The 20,013-nt window shown below is 40.9% G+C and carries 14 protein-coding genes; 7 read left to right on the top strand and 7 right to left on the bottom strand.

Annotated elements, in window-relative coordinates; translation table 11 throughout:
• Positions 1 to 464: 464 nt before the first annotated feature.
• The 5 genes from AC5590_RS00325 to AC5590_RS00305 all read right to left on the bottom strand — a co-directional run bounded on the left by AC5590_RS00325 (position 465) and on the right by AC5590_RS00305 (position 6,673).
• Positions 465 to 1,340 carry an SMP-30/gluconolactonase/LRE family protein gene (locus tag AC5590_RS00325; RefSeq protein ID WP_169267822.1) on the bottom strand — a complete coding sequence of 292 codons (876 nt, stop codon included), beginning with the start codon at positions 1,338 to 1,340 and terminating at the stop codon, positions 465 to 467.
• 66 nt (positions 1,341 to 1,406) lie between these two features.
• Positions 1,407 to 2,990, bottom strand: a complete 1,584-nt coding sequence (locus tag AC5590_RS00320; RefSeq protein ID WP_169267821.1) for an FAD-dependent oxidoreductase — start codon at positions 2,988 to 2,990, stop codon at positions 1,407 to 1,409.
• A gap of 350 nt (positions 2,991 to 3,340) precedes the next feature.
• Positions 3,341 to 4,033 (bottom strand): pentapeptide repeat-containing protein, encoded by a 693-nt coding sequence (locus AC5590_RS00315; RefSeq protein ID WP_169267820.1) that lies wholly within the window; start codon positions 4,031 to 4,033, stop codon positions 3,341 to 3,343.
• A 121-nt stretch (positions 4,034 to 4,154) separates the two neighbouring features.
• Positions 4,155 to 5,108 carry a GDSL-type esterase/lipase family protein gene (locus AC5590_RS00310; protein ID WP_169267819.1) on the bottom strand — a complete coding sequence of 318 codons (954 nt, stop codon included), beginning with the start codon at positions 5,106 to 5,108 and terminating at the stop codon, positions 4,155 to 4,157.
• 167 nt (positions 5,109 to 5,275) lie between these two features.
• Positions 5,276 to 6,673 carry a glycosyltransferase gene (locus tag AC5590_RS00305; RefSeq protein ID WP_169267818.1) on the bottom strand — a complete coding sequence of 466 codons (1,398 nt, stop codon included), beginning with the start codon at positions 6,671 to 6,673 and terminating at the stop codon, positions 5,276 to 5,278.
• Positions 6,674 to 7,367: 694 nt separating this feature from the next.
• Here AC5590_RS00305 and AC5590_RS00300 point away from each other — a divergent pair.
• The 3 genes from AC5590_RS00300 to AC5590_RS00290 all read left to right on the top strand — a co-directional run bounded on the left by AC5590_RS00300 (position 7,368) and on the right by AC5590_RS00290 (position 11,948).
• Complete coding sequence (locus AC5590_RS00300; protein ID WP_169267817.1) at positions 7,368 to 7,508, top strand: hypothetical protein; 141 nt, start codon at positions 7,368 to 7,370, stop codon at positions 7,506 to 7,508.
• A gap of 304 nt (positions 7,509 to 7,812) precedes the next feature.
• Complete coding sequence (locus tag AC5590_RS00295) at positions 7,813 to 10,791, top strand: glycerol-3-phosphate acyltransferase (protein WP_169267816.1); 2,979 nt, start codon at positions 7,813 to 7,815, stop codon at positions 10,789 to 10,791.
• A 374-nt stretch (positions 10,792 to 11,165) separates the two neighbouring features.
• On the top strand, positions 11,166 to 11,948 hold the full coding sequence (locus tag AC5590_RS00290; RefSeq protein WP_169267815.1) for an FHA domain-containing protein: 783 nt from the start codon (positions 11,166 to 11,168) through the stop codon (positions 11,946 to 11,948).
• Between the two features lie 74 nt (positions 11,949 to 12,022).
• Here the strand turns inward: AC5590_RS00290 and rplI are convergent, their stop codons facing one another.
• Positions 12,023 to 12,481: a 50S ribosomal protein L9 gene (gene rplI / locus AC5590_RS00285; RefSeq protein WP_169267814.1), complete on the bottom strand. Its 459-nt coding sequence runs from the start codon at positions 12,479 to 12,481 to the stop codon at positions 12,023 to 12,025.
• Between the two features lie 223 nt (positions 12,482 to 12,704).
• Positions 12,705 to 13,478, bottom strand: coding sequence for a hydroxyacylglutathione hydrolase (gene gloB, locus AC5590_RS00280; RefSeq protein ID WP_169267813.1), 774 nt, complete (start codon positions 13,476 to 13,478; stop codon positions 12,705 to 12,707).
• Between the two features lie 448 nt (positions 13,479 to 13,926).
• Between gloB and AC5590_RS00275 the strand changes: the two genes are divergently transcribed.
• From AC5590_RS00275 to AC5590_RS00260, 4 genes are all read left to right on the top strand, one after another.
• Entirely contained in the window at positions 13,927 to 14,931 is a 1,005-nt protein-coding gene (locus tag AC5590_RS00275) for a glycosyltransferase family 2 protein (protein ID WP_169267812.1), read from the top strand.
• Between the two features lie 15 nt (positions 14,932 to 14,946).
• Positions 14,947 to 16,098: a glycosyltransferase family 4 protein gene (locus tag AC5590_RS00270; protein WP_171977636.1), complete on the top strand. Its 1,152-nt coding sequence runs from the start codon at positions 14,947 to 14,949 to the stop codon at positions 16,096 to 16,098.
• A 169-nt stretch (positions 16,099 to 16,267) separates the two neighbouring features.
• Positions 16,268 to 18,511: an ABC transporter ATP-binding protein gene (locus AC5590_RS00265; protein ID WP_169267811.1), complete on the top strand. Its 2,244-nt coding sequence runs from the start codon at positions 16,268 to 16,270 to the stop codon at positions 18,509 to 18,511.
• Positions 18,512 to 18,515: 4 nt separating this feature from the next.
• Positions 18,516 to 19,727 carry a glycosyltransferase family 4 protein gene (locus tag AC5590_RS00260; protein WP_169267810.1) on the top strand — a complete coding sequence of 404 codons (1,212 nt, stop codon included), beginning with the start codon at positions 18,516 to 18,518 and terminating at the stop codon, positions 19,725 to 19,727.
• Positions 19,728 to 20,013 lie beyond the last annotated feature (286 nt).

Genomic DNA, 20,013 nt, shown 5'->3' with positions numbered 1-20,013 from the left:
CAACTTGTGTCATTGGAATGACTCACTAGTTCATTTGTTCGCGTTGAAAGGGCTGCTTCGCCGTAAGGAAATTGAAACAAGCCATTCAGACTTCTTCGTTGGGGTTACGTTTAACCTTCTTGATACTGAGAAAACGCTTACCCACTAGCACATTCAGGCATTCAGCTAACGAAGCCGTGACGCTGTGAACGTAATCAACAACCGCAGTCCTAGGCTATGCAAAATAAGCAAGAGGTGCGATCGCATGAAACTAGCACTATCAACAAAAACCGAACCGTACTCATGTATAGATTTTTCCAGAATTATCTTGAAGTGTGGTCTAGGATTAGATAACAGCACACTCCGTACAACAACGTGAATTCTACAAGTTAAAAAAATGCACAAAAAAAGGCGATCAACTCTAAGAAAAGCAAAAAATAAGTAATCGCACTAAATTAAGGTAAATTTCCTCACTTTCTACGAAATCACCATCGTTTGACCGCACCTGCCACTAACAAATTGACTCGATATAAAGCGTGCTCACTAGTCATAAACAGCATTTTGCCATCATTTCCACCAAAGGCAAAGTTTGAGATTGGAACCTCAGTTAATATCTTGCCTAACAGCAAACCTGCCGGAGAAAAAATATTTACGCCATCACCACAACCTGTGTAGATATTTCCATTTGCATCCACATCAACTCCGTCTGGACCCCAAACTGGGTTCTCAGTCGTGCATAGCACTTCGCCACCGGAAACCGTTCCATCTGAGTTCACCGTGAATGCGCGTATTCGTCGCTTATCCTCTGCCGAATCTCCAACATAAAGCTTCTTTTCATCAGGAGAAAAAGCGATGCCATTTGGCATACTCAAATCATCCGCAATTAATGTCAGCTTATTTTCTTTGGGATCGAAGCGGAAAACGCCTTGAAAATCCATCTCCTTGGTTCTGTTACCAAGACCATAAGTTGGATCGCTAAACCAGATTGTCTCGTCAGATTTTACCTCCAAGTCATTTGGTGAATGGAAGCGCTTGCCTCCATAATTATCCACCATTATTGTTCGCTGACCATCTGTGTTGGTCATGCTAATTGCCCTCGATTCGTGTTCGCAAGTCCAAAGCCTGCCTTGCAAATCAAAAACATTTCCGTTCGGCTGATAGCTAGGCTTGCGAAAAGTCTGTAACCCTTGAGTATCACTCCAGGATCTATGTTCATCTGCATCAGTGTCACTAAAAATGAGCCGATGATGTTTTTTATCCCAAACTGGACCTTCGCAGAAGGACATTCCATCGGCAAGTTTAGTTATCTTGGTGTTTGGCGCTAACACACCTGGAATTCCAGTTTCTTGTGTATGACTCATTGTCAAAAATACTCTTTGAGTTACAGTGCTTTTCAAATGATTACTATATGGTATTGCCGAGCAAGTTTAAGCAATCATTTGATTTTCAAAACTGCCTAGCTGACTTGCTAGTAGTGGATTGTCCGTACCATAAACTTGAGATAGCTTTCCGGTTTGAGCTAAGATGGTTCGCACATCTGTGTTAGAAATGTCAGCGAGGTTACGCCCTTGGGCGATCGCAATTGCAGCAGCAATCCCGACTCCCTGCCCCACACCACAATTGAATTCCACAATTCTCCCAGCAGAAGAGGCATACCCCACAAATCCAGAAGCTGGACTAATAACTGCTAGGTTAGGTACATTTTTAATCAAAGCGTGCTGGATGCCAATATTGAACAAAGGCGGGTTCAGAAATGCAAAATCGTTAAAACCTTTACCAGCAGCTCTTTCATCTAAGCCAGTAATACCGCCACGAATATCAAAATGGTAACCAAATGTTCCCAAAGCTTGACTTTGTGGCACACCACCTGCAAGCATCTCAGAACCACTTAGGGGATCAACTGCCCCTGTAATATTACCAGCATGACGAATATAAAGTTCTTCTACAGGCTTCACCTGACTCGCGCCAATGCTTTCAAACCACTTTCTCACAAATAGCATTTCACTCAGCATTTGTGATGTTGGCTTGGATTTAGCGCGTGCTAAAGTTTCTGCTTGGTCAGCATTTACTTTATATAACAGTGCATTCCAAAACAACCTCCCCTGAGACAAAACAGCTATATTACCGTTGTCAAGCATGGTACCACTAGATGCTAAGGACACAGGAGTACCTCGGAAAGCATGGTAGGCTATGGAGAGAGCTTTGGTGCGAACGTCGATATAATCTTGACCTGCAAACATTGTTTTGAGCTTGCCTGCAGAATCAACCAGATTTTTTCTCAGTTCATTTGCTCTTGCTGGATCTCCGCCTGCAGCAACATTTAACCATTTTTGAGCTTCAGTATCTGCTGTATTGGTGAAGCGTTTAAGATATTGAAACTCTACATTTTTGAGTCTTTCAATACTCAGCCCTTGAGTTTCAAAGACTAAAGTCACTGCTAGTTCTGAGTCAGGTAAGCCAAAGGTTTCAAACCCCTTAAGTTTTTTTACTCCAGCCGCTTGCGCCAACTCTGCATTCACAGTGCAGTCAATAAACTGTTTGCCCGCATAGGTTTCACCTTTAGTCAATCCAATAGCAGTAATTTTCTGTCCTTCTTTAATTACAGACTTAATTTCAATATCACTTATAATATCTGCACGTACCTCTTGCAACATTGCTCGCAAAGCACTATCTGCCTTAACAGGATCAAGAGCAATAAGCGCTACACCAGCTCGTTTCAAAAATTCCTTGTAGATAGCGGCTGGATCACCAAAAGTATCTAAATTACGTGATTGACGAATAGCAGCAGGAACTGTAGAACGGTCAAGATAACACAATCCACCACGTACTAAATGACCTCCAATTCCTAATTTAGAATTTCCTTTTAACAGTAGCAAAGTCCGTGGAAGTTGATTTTTTTGACGGTTGTATTCGCGTGCAGCACATACTAGAGCGAGAATACCAGGAATTTCGTCGCCGAAGCAAATAATATCGTACGTGCTAGTTATGGTAGGAACTTTGACTTCTGCCATAGGTTTTCTGCTTAACCCTCAATGATGTAAGATTTGATTTTCTAGATAAAGTCAACAATATTACCTCTTGTCATTCCAGAAATAAATCGGTACCTGTTAGGGTACTTTTTGAATGACTGGACGTTAGCACTATAGCTAACAAGTGTTAAACCAGAGTAATAATTGCGACTTCTGTTTACTCTAGACTTCGCAATTTTTTGTATGATTTTATTCTAGTAAATTTTTCTTGACAATGAGTTTAAACGCCCAAAATTAATCAATGATACATCACCACGCCCGGTACGTGGTGAGCAACTTAATCTTAGAAATAGACCGATATCTTTATAATCTCAGTAATTTCCCAGAGGTTCTTAATCTAAACTGTTATCATCAAATTTCGTTGAATCGTTAATTTTGGCACCATAGAGGTTAGTACTATTCAAATAAGCGTTAGTGAGATTGGTACTACGGAGGTCAGCATTACTGAGGTTTGCACCATTGAGGTCAGAAACGTTGAGGTTCGCACCACTGAGGTTTGCACCGCTGAGGTCCGCACCACTGAGCCGAATACCGCCAAGATAGGCATCATTGATATTAGCACCTTTGAGGTTCGCACTATCGAGATTGGCTAGGCTCAAGTTCGCGTTTTTGAGATTGCTACCACTGAGGTTCGTACCACTGAGGTTGGCAGCACTGAGATCGGCAGCACTGAGATCGGCATCACTGAGGTTTGCACGACTGAGGTTGGCACCACACAGGTTTGCATTACTGAGATCGGCACCGCTGAGATCGGCATCACTGAGATTGGCAAGGCTGAGACTTGCACCACGCAGATCTGCACCACTAAGGTCAGAACTAGCAAGGTTGGCAATACTGAGATTGCTAATGTCAAGCTTGGCATTATTGAGATTTGCCCCACTAAGGTTAGCATTGAATAGGCTGGTACCCCTAAGGTTTGCCTCTTTAAGGTCTTCTCCTGCAAAGTTTTCTGCAGACAAGTTATGAGTTTGTGCTTCGTCGCGCTGGTTCAAGTTCACAAGTTCTTGGAAAGATTCTTTAACCATTGGGCAACTTTGACCGATGTAGATACACTCTTCTTTGACTTTACGAGATATTTTCCTGGCGTCATATCTCTCTTTCGTTATTTTTATTTTTATATAAAATAATGGTATTGTAAAGTATTGTTTATTTTTGTGCCAATAGTTCAAGCAGCGATAGCGAAATCACCTCACTCACCAACTGATTTCCCTGAAAGTTAAGATGGATGTGGTCGTGATACAAGGCCTTGGGGTCTTGGTTGGAGTTAAATATTGGAAGAAAATCTAAATAAGTGATGCGTTGGGCTTGACAAAATTCACTCAAGCGCTTCCGTGCTATAACTTCGTAATCGCGGGAACCAGGCTCACCAATTTCTCGAAGTAAGGGAGTCATGACAAGAAGAAATTGAGTATTGGTTTGAAGCGTAAGTGCTTGGATTTTGCCAATTGCTTCTAGATTAAAACCAACTCTATCGCCTGCTTCATTTTGGATTGCTTCTATTCCTGGTATTGGGGTTGGCTTGAGTATATAACGTTGGAAGATTTCTGCTAATGCTAGAGGTGGTTTTTTGTCGGGGTAATTGCGATCGCATCCTACGGGTAAAGATGTGGGAGCGGTAGCAAACAAATCATCGGTGTTAATGAGTAGCACAAGTGCTTGAGCATCAAAACTGCCAAACTTTTCCAAATAGCCTAATTCATTTCTTGGTCCCCAAGAGTTGGCTGAAGCATTCAGCACTTCTACTTGTTGATAATTACTACTAACTGCTGAAGTTAACAAGCGCGCTATTAAACTAGAAATTGTATTATTCTGGTCTGTCCACCAGCCACCGTTAGCAATAGAATCTCCTAGAAGCAGTACCCGTAAAGTAGATGGTAAAGGCGTTTGGGATACAGCTTCACTGCGCATCGAATACTGATTAATTGTAATACGATGACCAAAGCGACGGGTGCGTTGGTTAGGACTTAGCAAATAACCAATCTGCTCATCCCGGATGTATGTTAGAGGATTGCCAAACCCAAAGAGTAATCTTAATCCCAACTCTATGATGACAAACAATCCGAGCACGACGACTAAACTGATAACCAGCGACACTTGCACTTGTTAAGTCCGTTTGTTCTAAGTTCTGTATATTTTACGCTCTTCCGTTAATAATTTCGCGAAGACAAGGACTTATTCTGATTACTTAGAAGTAGGAAGATGCACCATTAACAGTTTCTCAGTTTTTTTCGTCACTGATACTGGTTGTTGACAAAGCCTAAAAAACCTTAACTTGTCGCTAATTGCTTAGCTTGAATTTCCTTGGTGTTGTTCAAGCAAACTTGGTCGAGTATTTTTAAGTAATCTTCAGCTAAGTTTACATAGCTAAGTTCCTGTTGGAGAGCAGTTCGATCAAACCTGAGGGGAGAATTAGAAAAGTGTGCTGACACCACTTCAGAAATGACTCGACTCATAGCCTCTGTATCTGTTGGTTCGACTAACCAAACTCCAGGCTTATCCTTTAGATAATCCCAGTTTTCACCTTTAGGCACTGCTGCTAAAATGGGGCGATCAGTCATTAGGTATTCGTAGGTTTTACATGAAATCCGTCCACCTGAAGAGCCATCTGGACGATTAGGCAAAGTTATGAGTAAAAGATCTCCAGATCTTGCAAGTTGAAGTGCTTGGTGGTGGGATACAGAACCAAAGACTGAAACGACATCTGTCTGTTTTTGGTTTTCCAACACCGTTTGCACTATATGTTTAGGAACTGGGTTTCCATGAATGACAAGTTGAATTTCTTTTTCCCAGTTAGGATTTTGGGCAATGACTTGCTGTATTGCTTTGGCAACAAAAACTGGACTAGAACTCCGATGATCGATTTTTACCTGTTCATAGATGCCTAATCTTATCCAAGCTTTGTAAAGTTTTTTCAATACCGATTGTTTTTCAAGACGATAGTAGAAATCGTACCAGCCATTCATGCCACCAATGTAAACTATCTCGAAAGGTTTCTTGTCAATTGAAGGAGGAAGGGGAGTACTAAAATCCAAGGGATCAGCACCACAACGAATCAAGTTAAATTTCGATTTTTGAGATAAAGGTTGTCGTTTTTTGACCTGTTCGAGATTGAATTGGGAAACATAAACTAATGCATCAGCCTGACGAACATAAAATTTTTCTAGCCATTGTTTTAAATGATAATGCAGCAAACTTTGAGATTCTGGATGCATATCAGTGCAAGTGATCGAGTCATCTAAGCTGAACACTAAAGGTAAACCTGTTAACCACTTCAACCCGATTCCTATGAAACTAGCTGAATAGGGCATCATAAATACAAAAATAGCATCAGGTTTCTGCTGCTGAATCAACTGATAACCTTTGATCAATGCAGGTAATACCCAAAAAATATCCTGATCTGGCCAAATTAATAACCTTAGTATCTTCTCAAGCTTCAGCTTACTCATTAAGTCAATTAATTTTTGTGGATACCAAGGTTTGACAAAGTGAACACTAGATTCTTCATTTAAATAAGCATTTTCTACACGAGTCAATGCGAGAATTTGCCAACTTTTTTGAAATTGTACGAGCAGTTTGTAGACTCGATTGGCAAGCGGATTAATCATGGGTGGAAAGACAGTAGATACAAACAAAAGTGTTTTCATCTTGCTTACTTGAATGCTCATTTTTTCTAGTGTTTTGAACAGTAGCTATAGGCATCTGGTTTAATTTGGTGAAATGATTCACGTATGTAGGGAACGGAAAACTCTTATAACGTGGAAATCACAACTAATTCGCCGGATATGATATGACTTCTGACTCAGGAATTATTGCTATATAAAGCAATAATTCCTGAGTCCTGTGCACAGGTAATCTCGGCGCGCAGCATTCGCACTTAAGTGCCGCAGACATATGCGATCACAGTCAGAATATGGTATTAGAGAATGGAAGTATGAAATAGGTAGTTCTGATTTGACCCCTTGTTGATTTATCAGAGGTTGACTGGGGATTTACGCAGCTTGTCAAAGAAATATACGTTTGTTTACATCATCCCCTGATTCAGCAACGCCCAGAATGTTGCTATTAGGATACAAACATGACACGATTATGTCGATATTGGCAGTTTTGAGTCGGTAATTTTTTTAAACAATTGACAATTGTCACGTTCTACGTTCTAATTTTTGCAATCCTCTGTGAAAAAGTCAGTAAAAAAAATGTCTCAACCCATACAATGTATCTATTCATATGAGTATTTATAACGATGAAAATGTTGCGAAACTTAAACAAAATTGTAATATAAACTTTGCATCAGATGCATTCTGAAGGACTAGAATCGAAACGGACGCGTTAGCACTGTAACAGAAGGAGGATTACAAAGCTATGTCCGACTTGAACCGAGGAATTATGAAGTTTGAAGGCGCTGATACCCCAAAAGTAGTCACCATCTCTTCCGTGCTGCTTCTAGGGTCAATTCTGGCGTTGATCATTTGGGCATTGCAAGCAGCCTACGCAGTTCACTAAGTTGGATGATGGGACTCCCAACTTGAGGGAGTTAGATGTATCATAGAAGTCATTCTGAGTATCATTTTACGCCCTATGTATGAGCGTGAGTGCTCTGCTCAGGTATGACTGGAACTATAAATCATATTAATATAGTCAAAAGCAAAGAAAGTTTAATTAAGCAAGCAAGATTTGACACTGGCAAAGACGATTTGCGTCACAACTCCCGTGTCTACCTTTATGGTGTAATGACGAAGAAAAATAATTATTAAATTTAAGGTTTGAGATTTTAGGTTAAAAATACATCTAAAATCCAAAAGCAAAAATGTTAGAACTTTGGGGTTTTGTAGTCGTTTTCATTGTCTGCCCTGTGTTAGGTGCGCTACCAATCATAGCTTGGCTCACTCAAGCTACAACAGGGCGGCAGTTAGCACAAATTGGTACAGGCAATATTAGTGTTTCATCTGCTTTTTACCACGGCGGTACACTGGTTGGAATTCTGGCTGTTTTTTCGGAAGCGATCAAGGGTATTGCCGCAGTCTTGCTGGCTCGTATTTTCTTTGGAGAGGGTTCAGCTTGGGAATTGATTGCTCTGATGGGCTTAGTATTGGGTAGATTCTTGGCGGGTAAAGGAGCTGGCACGACTAACGCTGTGTGGGGATTTGGCGTACATGATCCACTTGCGGCAGTCTTTGTTTTCTTACTTGCTGGCGTCAGCTTTACTATTGTGCGCTCAAGGCTTTTGGCAAAATTTGGGGTTTTAGTTCTATTGCCTGCAATTGTAGCCGTCCTGCATCCAGAAACCCCAGCAAGAATCTTGGCTGCGGCAGCTCTTGCGGGGTTACTTGCCTGGATTTACAAACAAATTCCTGACGACTTGAATCTTCCTGTTGAAGAAGCACAAAGCGACTCACAAGCAGCGTTTAAATTTTTTCGTGGGAATCAAAGCATTCTCACTTTAGATGACGAGTTAGAGGCGGCTTTAGTTGGACAAAAGGCAGCTCGATTAGCCGAAGTCAAACGATGGGGTTATCCAGTCCCAAAAGGATGGATCATTGGTCCGTACCAGAATCCGGAACAGTTGATAGAAACGCTTCAACCTTCACCAGTTTTACCGTTTGTGGTACGTTCCTCAGCCATAGGAGAAGATACAGAACTAGCCTCTGGCGCAGGACAGTATGAAACGGTTTTGAATGTCACGAGTAAACAGGAATTGCGAGATGCGATCGCCCAGTGTCGAGCGTCATACAATAGTGAACGGGCAATACAGTATCGACGCGATCGCACTGTTACCAAGCCTGTTGTTTCAAAACAGGATTCTCCATTCCAAACAAACGCAGCAAAATCCCAGAAAGACTTCGGGCAACATACGGGCGAAAGCAGCATTACTGATGCAGCAATGGCGGTGCTGATTCAACAACAAGTCCAAGGTGTCTATTCTGGTGTCGCTTTTACTCGTGATCCCATTACCAAGCAAGGAGATGCGATCATCATTGAAGCTTTGCCAGGAAACGCTACTGGTGTCGTTTCCGGACGAGTAACGCCCGAACAGTATCGCGCTTATGTGGTTGAGACAGATAATTTCACTTCTATTCAATTAGAAGGTGAGGGGAATATACCACCAACATTAATCAAGCAAGTCGCATATCTATCTCGACATCTGGAAGAACATTACCACGGTATTCCTCAAGATATTGAGTGGACATACGATGGTCAAACTCTTTGGACATTGCAAACTCGACCCATAACCACCTTACTGCCGATATGGACGCGCAAAATTGCTGCAGAGGTGATTCCTGGACTGATTCGCCCATTAACTTGGTCGATCAATCGTCCTTTGACTTGTGGTGTTTGGGGAGAAATTTTTGCTTTGGTATTGGGTAAAGGCTCTGTCGGGTTGGATTTTAACCAAACAGCTACACTCCATTATTCAAGATCCTACTTTAATGCCACCCTACTAGGAGAAATTTTCCGCCGCATGGGCTTACCCCCTGAAAGCTTGGAGTTTTTAACTAGGGGAGCAAAAATGAGTCAGCCTCCTATAGAAACCACATTGCGGAATTTTCCTGGTTTAGTGGGTTTGCTGTTGCGGGAGTTTTCTCTCACACTGGATTTCAACAGGGATAATCGCAAGCAGTTTGTTCCGGCTTTGTCTGAGTTAGCCTCAGAACCCGTAGAAAACCTTGAGCCAGCAAGGCTGTGGACAAGAATTAACTTAATTCTGGAGTTACTTCGTGGTGCAACATACTACAGTATATTAGCTCCGTTGAGTGCGGCGTTGCGACAAGCTATCTTTCGGGTAAAGGATGGGGATATTGATAATAGTCGGACGCCAGAAGTAGCGGCGTTGCGAGCGATTCAAGATTTAGCCACAACAGCTCGGCAGATCTTACCTGAGTTTAACCCAGTAACGGTGTTTGAGCAGTTAAGACGAACTCCCGAAGGGCAAGAAATTCTAAACAAGTTCGACAAATTGCTTGAGCATTACGGTTATTTGAGCGAAGTAGGAACTGATATTGCTGTTCCCACCTGGAAAGAAGAATCAGAGGCGGTTAAGCAGTTGTTTGTACAATTGATGCAGACAAATGAACCGCTAAAACACCAAAAGCGTCAAAGGAAGAAGAACAGAAGGTTTGTCCAAAAGCGTGTGCATCTTAAAGGGCGAGTCACAGAGGTTTATTCTCGACTTTTAGCGCAGTTGCGCTGGTGTTTTGTAGCTTTGGAACAGGTTTGGTTAAAGTCGGGCTTACTCAAACAACCAGGAGATATCTTTTTCTTAGAACTTGAGGAAGTACGGCGTCTTGTTGAAAGTTTTGAACCTGCTTTTGTCCAACAGTTGCAGGATTTAGTAGAATTGAGGCGCACACAACTAGCACAAGATAATCAGCGAAATGCAGTACCTGTTTTAGTTTACGGCAATAATCCTCCCGCATTCCCTTTAAAAACAGGAATTCCTTCCCCAAATCATGTTTTACAAGGTATTCCTGCCAGCCCTGGACAAGCAGAAGGACGGGTAAAGGTGTTGCGGAATTTACAGAGTGTTGGAGATATTGACCGAGACGTCATCCTAGTCGTACCTTATACAGATTCCGGTTGGGCACCTCTACTCGTTAGGGCTGGAGGATTGATTGCTGAAGCGGGTGGACGACTTTCTCACGGGGCAATCATCGCTCGCGAGTATGGTATTCCTGCCATTATGGATGTGACAGATGCTATGTCATTATTACAAGATGGTCAGAAAGTGCGGATTGATGGGTATAAAGGTATTGTGGAAATATCCGACGACTTGAGATTCGTTGAATGACTTAGCGAAAGAGTTGGTTATCACCTGTTTTAGATTGCGATACGCACAATTCGTCAGCAAGCAGGCTTACCTTTGAGATTAACACTGCAACCGCCTAAGCCAGGGATTTTTGCCAGATTAAACTTCCTGGATGTGGTGCGCTCAAGTGTAAATCCTTCCCGTTTTGCGTTATGGTTACTTAAGAAATTGTTATGATCTACCGTTTACAAGACGGCAGAGTATTCATCAGGGCATATAATATAGTACAGACAATATAAGTAATCATAGTAAGTATTAAAATTAAGACAATAAATTAAGAGTTATCAGCTGACGCATCTTCGCGACCAAACAAGATAATTCACATTAGTTGAAAAACTGCTCCCTAAAGACAAGGCATGCAAAACCCCGGCAAATCACAGACAACAGGGCAAAGTTTAGAGCTTTTTCATGTTCAAACCGACACTCCTCTTGAGTTGCCCCAAAATTTTTCTGTTATTAGCATTGGTAAGCCCAAAGATCAGACCATGCCTGATATCAATGTTGCAGGCTTACCAGATGCCAATTTTGCTTCTCGACTTCATGCGGAGATTCATGTCGAAAAAAATACTTACTATCTCGTTGATCTCGGCAGCGTCAATGGTACATATCTCAATAATATTAAGCTAGAGCCAACAAACCGCTATCCACTTAAGTTTGGAGATAAGATAGACCTAGGTCATGGGGCTAAGATCACATTTATCTTTCTACAGAAACAAGAACAAGAAATACCAACTCAGTCTGATAATACTATGCTGAATCATTCACCGACAGTGATTCAGGTTGAATTCGTCGCAAACACAAAGCCATCTCGAATGGAGCTTTTGACTAAGCTCATTGGCTTGGTATTAATGGTAGTAGGAATTTTTATTTTAGCAGTGAATAGTCAGATTCCTCCTTCTGTACGCATTCCGGGTGTACTGTCATGTAGTGTAGGGGTTGTAGTCCTTATCTGTCGTCAAACATTCCGTCATATAGCATGGTTTTTGATGGCATTAGGAATTACAGTTATGTTTTTTAATGGGAATGCCTTTGTGCCAGCATCTATTTTGGCTATTCTCGCATCCTGTGCTTTGTTAGTCGCTGGATGTCAAATCTTTACGAGTGGAAAATTTTTGAACTATAGTTTGCTAAAGAATTAATAGATTCAACGTTTTTGCTAACCAATAGAAGCCCACACTGAATCTTACGTTACAGTGTGGGTGGTTTAGAAGTTTCAGCTAGCTACAACTTGAATGCTGACTTTTGCTGTCACGTCAGTATACAGCTTAATTTCAGCCTCATAAGTTCCTAACTTGCTAATATCGGGTAGGGTGATACCACGCCGATCCACTTCGAGTCCTGTGGTTTGTTGAATAACCTCTGCCACTTCTTGGGTGGTGACAGTACCGAAAATAGCTTCGGCTTCACCAACCTGCTTGGCAATTCTTAAATTATCAACTTTTTCTAAAGCTGCTTTCTGCTCTTGGGCTTGTTGTTTCAATTCTAATTGCCGCTGGCGTTCAACTTCGCGGCGACGTTCGACTTGCTTGAGAATACTAGGAGTAGCACGAGTTGCCAAACTTTTGGGAATTAAGTAGTTACGAGCATAGCCGGGAGCAACTTCCACTAAGTCGCCAGATTTTCCTAGCTTGATGATATCTTGAGTTAAAACTAATTGTATGCGTTTCGCCATCGTTGTTCTTTTTCTTTGTTTTCTGTAAAATCTTAATTGCTTGGGCTTCAACAGGACAGTTGATATGGATGCAGCTATATCCCAAGCAGCTTCGCGTATAGCCCGAAACCTACAAATCATAGCGAAATGGAAGGTGCGATCGCAACTCTGAAGCCAAGAAAAATGAATCTTCTTTGCACCGAGTCATTTATTCCTAGTCGAGTAGTGCTTTCTAATGACTATCTTAAAATCTATCTTTCATTCCTCGCAATCGCGTAAAGGTTTGTAGCGAGTCGCGACTATTAGCAGCTGATTGTAATGCTGGCTGATCCCAACGTAAAAAGGGATTTGTGAGCTTTTCGATTCCTAAAAGCGAGGGAACAGTTGCTTCTCCATGACTGCGGGACGTTTTCGCTTGATCATAACGTGTTTGTAGGTCGGTATTATCTGCATCTACGGTAAGGGCAAATTGCAGATTTTTCAAAGTATATTCGTGAGCACACCAGACGCGAGTAGAATCAGGTAACGAGCGGAATTTGCTCAGGGAATGAATCATTTGCGTTGGTGTTCCTTCAAATAAGCGACCACAACCACCAGCAAACAGGGTATCGCCGCAGAATAACTCACCCGTTTGACTTGGGTTGTCTGGTGGAAAATAATAGGCGATATGAGCGCGGGTATGTCCGGGAACGAAGATAACCTCAGCGCTTCTGTGTGCAAATTCAACGCGCGAACCTTGCTGTAAAAACACCTGCTGTCCGAGTATTCTCCCTTTATCCTCAGCCCCACCATAAACTATCACATTAGGGAATTGTTGCATAAGTTGGCGGTTTCCTCCGATGTGATCCTGATGATGGTGCGTGTTAAAAATTGCCACCAACTCAGCTTTTAACTCGTTGAGTTTCTGCAAAACTGGTTCCGCCTCGGCTGGATCGACAACAGCAGCAATATTTTGCTTTGGATCGTGCAGCAGAAAAATGTAATTATCTGAAAGTGCCTCAAGACGAATAACTTCCATTTAGTGTATCTCCATGAAAATTTGCTGTTTGGCATTTCTCAACAATGCTATCGATAAACAGAGGGACTGGACTACCTGCACAAGCTATATGTTGTAATGGACAAGGGAAATTCTCGACCAGATAAATCGTGAAGCGTCAATTCTTTTGGCGACTTATCTTATGATTGTGCCAGAAGTTAGGGAGCGAGAACGCAAAGTGCGATCACCCGGAAGCTGATCCCATGTGCGTATCGCGCTTGCTTGATGTAAATATTTGGCGAACGAGACATTCAGGGTAACTCATGCGATATTAACAATAAATATGATGTACAGGCGTCATTTGACTTAAAACATGTTGTCATCCTGCCAAAAATCTAATGCTAGGATTTATTTTTCAAAGACATTCATGAATGAACATCTTGATTTTCAGTCTATCAATAGATTTTCACAAATAAGGAATTATTTATAAATGTCACCTAAAGTCTCAATCATTGTGAACTGCTTTAACCAAGGTTGTTACCTTGAACGCTCAGTCAAAAGTGTCTTATCACAAACTTTTTCTGATGTTGAATGTTTGATTGTCGATGATGGCTCTACGGATAATACTCGTCAGGTAGCTGAGCAGTTGATGAATTTAGATGAGCGAGTAAAATACTACTATAAAGAAAACGGTGGTCTGCCTTCATCTCGCAATTTTGGCGTTGAGAAAGCACAGGGTGAATGGATTCAATGTCTAGATGCAGATGATTGGATTCATGAAGACAAAACTAGATTTCACCTCAGCTATTTAGAACAAGTTAACGCCAATAACGACACAGTCTTTTACTGCGATTATGAACGGGTGTTTTTTGATGCAAACCAAAATATTGTCAACACTCAGGAAAATGTCATTGGCTCATTGACTAAAGATGAATTCGTTCAACGTTTACTCATTCCTGACTTCCTGGCAAATACACCTCATCCCGCGCTTCAGCAAGCTATGCTGATGAAAAAAAGTGTCTTGACTAAGACAAAATTTCCGGAATACCTCAAAGCACTGGGGGATAGATATTTTGCTGTCGCTATTTTAATGGCAGGTGCGAATTTCGTTTACACCCCGATGATTGGTACTTACTACACCAAGCATCAGTCAAATAGAACTAATAGTTGGAATTATATGAAAAACTACTATATTATCTTTTACGAAAATATTCTCAAAAATTATTCAGAACTAAACAAATTTTGTCAAATCGGTCTGGAATTCTTCTTAGAGGAAGCAATTATGGAGAAAGAGGAAGACGATTTTGAAAGATTACTAAAAATAGTTCCTATGCCGGTTCGCGTACTCAACAAACAAATTACGCTCAAAAATCAAAAGCAACTGCAGACTTTCAATACTATCCGAAAAATCCTCCCAAATTTCCTACTCTACGAAAAGTATCGCGGTAACCGTACAAATAAAGTGATATCCATGCTGTTTCCAAAAGGAAAGTGATAAAAAATAATACTTATGAAATTTTCATTAATTGTTAGTGACTTAAGCGGTGGTGGGAGTGTTCGTGCCTTTTTGCTAGCACAAGTTCTTAAAAAGCTTAACCATGAGGTAGAAATTATCGGTTTTCTTTTTGGAAAAGAACTTTATGCAATTCCTCCCAATGGAATCAAGATTGTTTCTGTTCCTGGAAAAAACTATCCTGAGTTTTTGAGCTACAGTCGGCAAGTTTTAGAAAAAATAGATGGAGATATTATTTATGCAGTCAAACCAAAGGTTACGAGTTTTGGTTTATCTCTTTTGAAAAAAATCAGCAGCCGTCGTCCTTTGCTTTTGGATATGGATGACTGGGAATTAAGCTGGTATGGAGGTATGGAGTGGAAGTATCGTCCTAGTCTCAAACAATTAGCCAGAGATATTTTAAAGAAAGATGGTGCATTAAGATTTCCTGATCATCCACTTTATATACAATGGATGGAAAACTTAGTACGAAAGGCTGATGCCGTAACAATAGATACTCAGTTTCTCCAAGAACGTTTTGGCGGTATTTATCTGCCTAATGGTAAAGATACTGCTATGTTCGACCCTAGTTTGTACGATTCAAAGGCTAGCCGAATTCGTTATGATCTTGGTGACTATCGTATTTTAATGTTTCCAGGTGCACCACGACCACATAAAGGTGTTGAAGATGTCTTGATGGCGTTGGATCAGTTAAACCAGTCAGATTTAAGACTAGTGATTGTTGGTGGCAGTCCTTATGATGATTATGATGATAAACTCATTCAAAGATGGGGGCGTTGGATTATCAAGTTGCCCAAGTGTCCTGTGGAGGTTATGCCTGAGGTTGTAGCAGCTGCTCATATTGTGGTTGTTCCTCAGCGAGATACAATCATCGCTCGTGCCCAATTCCCCTTAAAATTAACAGATGGAATGGCAATGGCTAAACCCGTATTATCAACTAGAGTTGGAGATATTCCAGAAATTTTAGGTGAAACTGGTTATTTGGTTGCTCCTGGTTCTCCAGAACAAATTGCAGATCAAATTGATTTTATATTTGAGAATTTAGAGTCAGCAAATGAGCGAGGTTTCAAGGCAAGAGAAAGATGTATAAATAAATATAGCCTTGAGACTATGGCATCTACCTTAGAGTCGGTAATTGCTGGGTTATGAGTATTTCTAATGTATTATTTTCAAGGGGTGAGTTTATCAGACTTCACTGACGGTCAAAATAGGATATGAGGAGTATTTGCATTTGTCTAAAACAGAAAGATGAAAATTATTTATTGTAATTGATTTATGAATTCTGTTAATCAAAAGTAAATTGTGAGACAAATCCCCAATGTCTACCAGCAAACTACTAATAAGATTTGCGAAACCATATCCAGTTTTGACTTTCCTGACGATATTGTTAGGGTTTTCTGGAGCTTTATTTAATGGTGTTAGCACTGCTCTGATTGTTCCAGTGATTTTAAGAATAGTGGGACAAGAAGTGGATTTCAGTGGTGCTCCTGCTATTCTCAAAAAACTGATGTCTCCGTTTGATAATATTCCCGAAAATTACCTATTAGGAGTGATGGCGGGGACAATTATCTTTACGATTCTGTTAAAAAATATAGCAACGTACGCTAGCACTTTAGCATCTAGTACCTTAACGCGCAAAGTCACTTCGGATATGCGCGAAACTGGCTTAATTTTATTGCTACAAATTGATTTATCTTATTACGCCAAGACGAAAGTTGGTGACATAATCAACAGTCTTGGGGGAGAAATTAGCCGTGCAGCCAGTGCTGTAGGTAATACGATTAAATTAATCATCTTAGGGATTACAATTCTAGTTTTTGTCGGGATACTACTGTCAATTTCCTGGCAATTGACAATTGCTGCAACGGTTTTGCTGTCTTTAGTCACGTTAATAAATCAGTATGCTATTAGCCGTGCCAAACAGTTTGGTAAGCAGCTTAGCGATATGTCTAGAGCCTATTCGATCGCTATACTAGAAACTCTCAACGGAATTCGTCTAGTTAAAGCAACGGGTAGTGAACAAAGAGAATATCAACGTATTCGGAAACTCATTCACGCTCGCGAAAAAGCTGATTTTAAGTCTCAGGTTTATTCGGAAGCGATCGCACCACTGAGTGAAGTCATGGGCGTGACAGCTATCATACTAATTGTCTTTTTGAGTCGCACCTTCTTTGTAAACCAAATTGTCTCGCTTTCAACAGTACTACTAACATATTTATTGGTATTACTACGACTGCTACCGTTTATTTCTCAGTTAAATACTCTTCGCAGTAGCTTTGCTAGTACTACTACCAGTGTGGACGTAGTTACTGAGTTCTTAAGCTGGGAGAATAAGCCGTTAATGAGTAACGGTTCAATTGTTTACACAAAATTAAATAAAGGAGTCGGTTTTCAGTCGGTTTGCTTTTCCTATCCTGATCATGAAAAACAGGTACTCAAAGATGTAAATTTATACTTAGCACAAGGTACAACACTGGCTTTGGTAGGCGGTTCTGGTGCAGGAAAATCAACATTGGCAGATCTGTTACCCAGATTTTATGATCCGACATCTGGTTGTATTACTATTGATGACATCGATTTGTGTGATTTCGACTTACTCTCAATACGACAGGTAATGGGAATTGTCAGTCAAGATACTTTCCTTTTTAATGACTCAGTGTGGAATAACATTGCATACGGACGTCAGGAAGCAACCAAAGAGGAAATTATCACAGCAGCAAAGCAGGCAAATGCTTATGAGTTTATCAGTGAATTGCCGCAGGGATTTAAAACTATCATTGGCGATCGCGGTGTCATGTTGTCTGGGGGACAAAGACAACGCCTGGCGATCGCGCGTGCTTTACTACAAGATCCACAAATTTTGATTTTAGATGAAGCCACGAGTGCTTTAGATACTGTTTCCGAACGTTTAGTGCAAGAGGCGATAGATAACCTCAGTCGCGATCGCACAACATTAGTTATTGCTCACCGCCTTTCCACAGTGCAAAAAGCGGATCAAATTGCTGTTTTGGATCAAGGAAGTGTGGTGGAGGTGGGAACCCATGAAGAACTCTTACAAAAGGGTGGTTACTACTCGCGTTTGTACGCAATGCAATTTGCCGATAAAGTGGAAACAGCTACCAAACGCCAGCAAAACTTAGTGCGCGTCTCTCATGAAATTCGTACGCGGCTTCAGTCTATGATTGGTTCTTTGCGCTTACTAGTTGATGATAGACAAAACAATCTTCAACAGCCAAATAAATTTATAGAAGAATCCTACAAATCAGGCTTAAAAGTTCTCAACAGCATTGATGTTTTTGAAGATATTGTGCACCTACAAACGAACTGGACTTTATCAGGCGCACAGCCAAATCACAACGTCGCCACCCTCAATCAAAATTTGATAGTTATCTGCAATCAGTTTCGGATGACTCTTGATCCTATACTTAGCTCTCTAAACTCCCTAGCCAATGATTCGAGAAATACGCTCCCTAGCCAACAGAAATTTATCCAGGAAGCTTATCAAGCGCTCACGCATCTGCTAGAAAAGTTAGATCATTTCGACGATAACCTTAAAGTTTAAAATCATGAAAAATACGACTCTTCTGAAAAACTACGTCTTCTTTTTAACAGGAGAGATACCCAAACCAGAAGCTCATATTATAGTAGGTACAAACGCTGCAAACGGAGCAGCAAACTTGGGTTACTCATCAGTTTTGGCATATCCTCGCAAAGGATTAGCAGCTTTCAACCCAATTCATTTAGCTCGTCCATTTCAACCAAGGAAAACACCAGAAGCACTCATCAAATACTACAACATCCAGCAAAAGCTCAAAGTTGCTCCCTTACCCATGCCTTGGCCTATTGATTATATTAATAGTAAATTCACCGACTCTAACACCATTGCCACAAAATATTATTTTCCGTTCCATATCCTTTCGACAACCAAACTTGTCCACGCTTGGAACTGGAATTTCATCAAAGCAGCAGTTAAAAATGGTGTCCCAGCAATTTACGAACATCACCATTACGAAGATAAGGAATTTGAGCCAGAAATTGTGAATCATCCACTGTTTCAAGTGGCTGCTACAGTGACTGATACAGTCCGAGAACACATGATAAAACATGGGATGCCCCCAGAAAAAGTCATTACGGTGCACAATGGCTATAATTCTTCGTTTATGATTAGACAACCAGAAAAAATTGCAGAGTGGCGCAAAAAACTTCTCAAAGATGAACGTTCACATTTAATCGTTTATGCAGGAGCATTAAGAAAATTTAAAGGTATCGATATCCTCGTTGATGTTGCTGCACTCATGCCAAATCTTCAAATTGTCTGTGCAGGTGGTGATGAGAAAGAAGTTGCACATTATCAGCAATTAGCAAAAGAAAAGCAAGTTAACAACATAACATTCTTGGGATATCTCTTGCACAAAGATTTACCATCTTTGCTACAAGCCGCTGATATCTTAGCTCATCCCCATTGTTCCGGAGAAGCTGCAACATTCACATCTCCCCTCAAGCTGTTTGATTACTTAACTTCTGGAAATCCCATTGTCGCAACAGAAATTCCCTCTTTAGTAGAGTTTAAGAATACTAACGCGATCGCTGCTTGGTGCGAACCAGATAGTCCTAACAAATTTGCCGAAGCAATAGCGCAGGTTTTAAAAACTCATCCAAGGAAAGCCGAAGGCTATCAAGATATTATCAACTTTGTGAAGCAGTTTTCTTGGGAAAATCGAGCCGCAAGAATTTTGAGTTATGTTGATGAATCTCTTCGTCCTCCACTTATTGCTTAACTATAGAATTCTCATTTGATTTTTGAACAGCTATAGCAATCCTAAATGATTTGTAAAAAATCACAGGTGTTGATACTCTCAACACAGACAGTACTGATAAGATATCATTGCTTTCACTGCGTTTATACTTGTTCACTCTCTATAGCAATCCTAAATGAATTGTGAAATTACTCGTTGAGGTAGGGAACGCTTAACGCTTAACGCTTAAGAAGAATGTACAAATGTACTTTGTTTTTAAGCGCAGAGCGCAGGCACTTTCACAAAAATGAGAACTGCTATATATGAT

It is taken from the genome of Brasilonema octagenarum UFV-OR1 (genome assembly GCF_963888615.1).
GTDB lineage: Bacteria > Cyanobacteriota > Cyanobacteriia > Cyanobacteriales > Nostocaceae > Brasilonema > Brasilonema sennae.
This window is presented reverse-complemented; position numbering and strand designations above follow the sequence as displayed.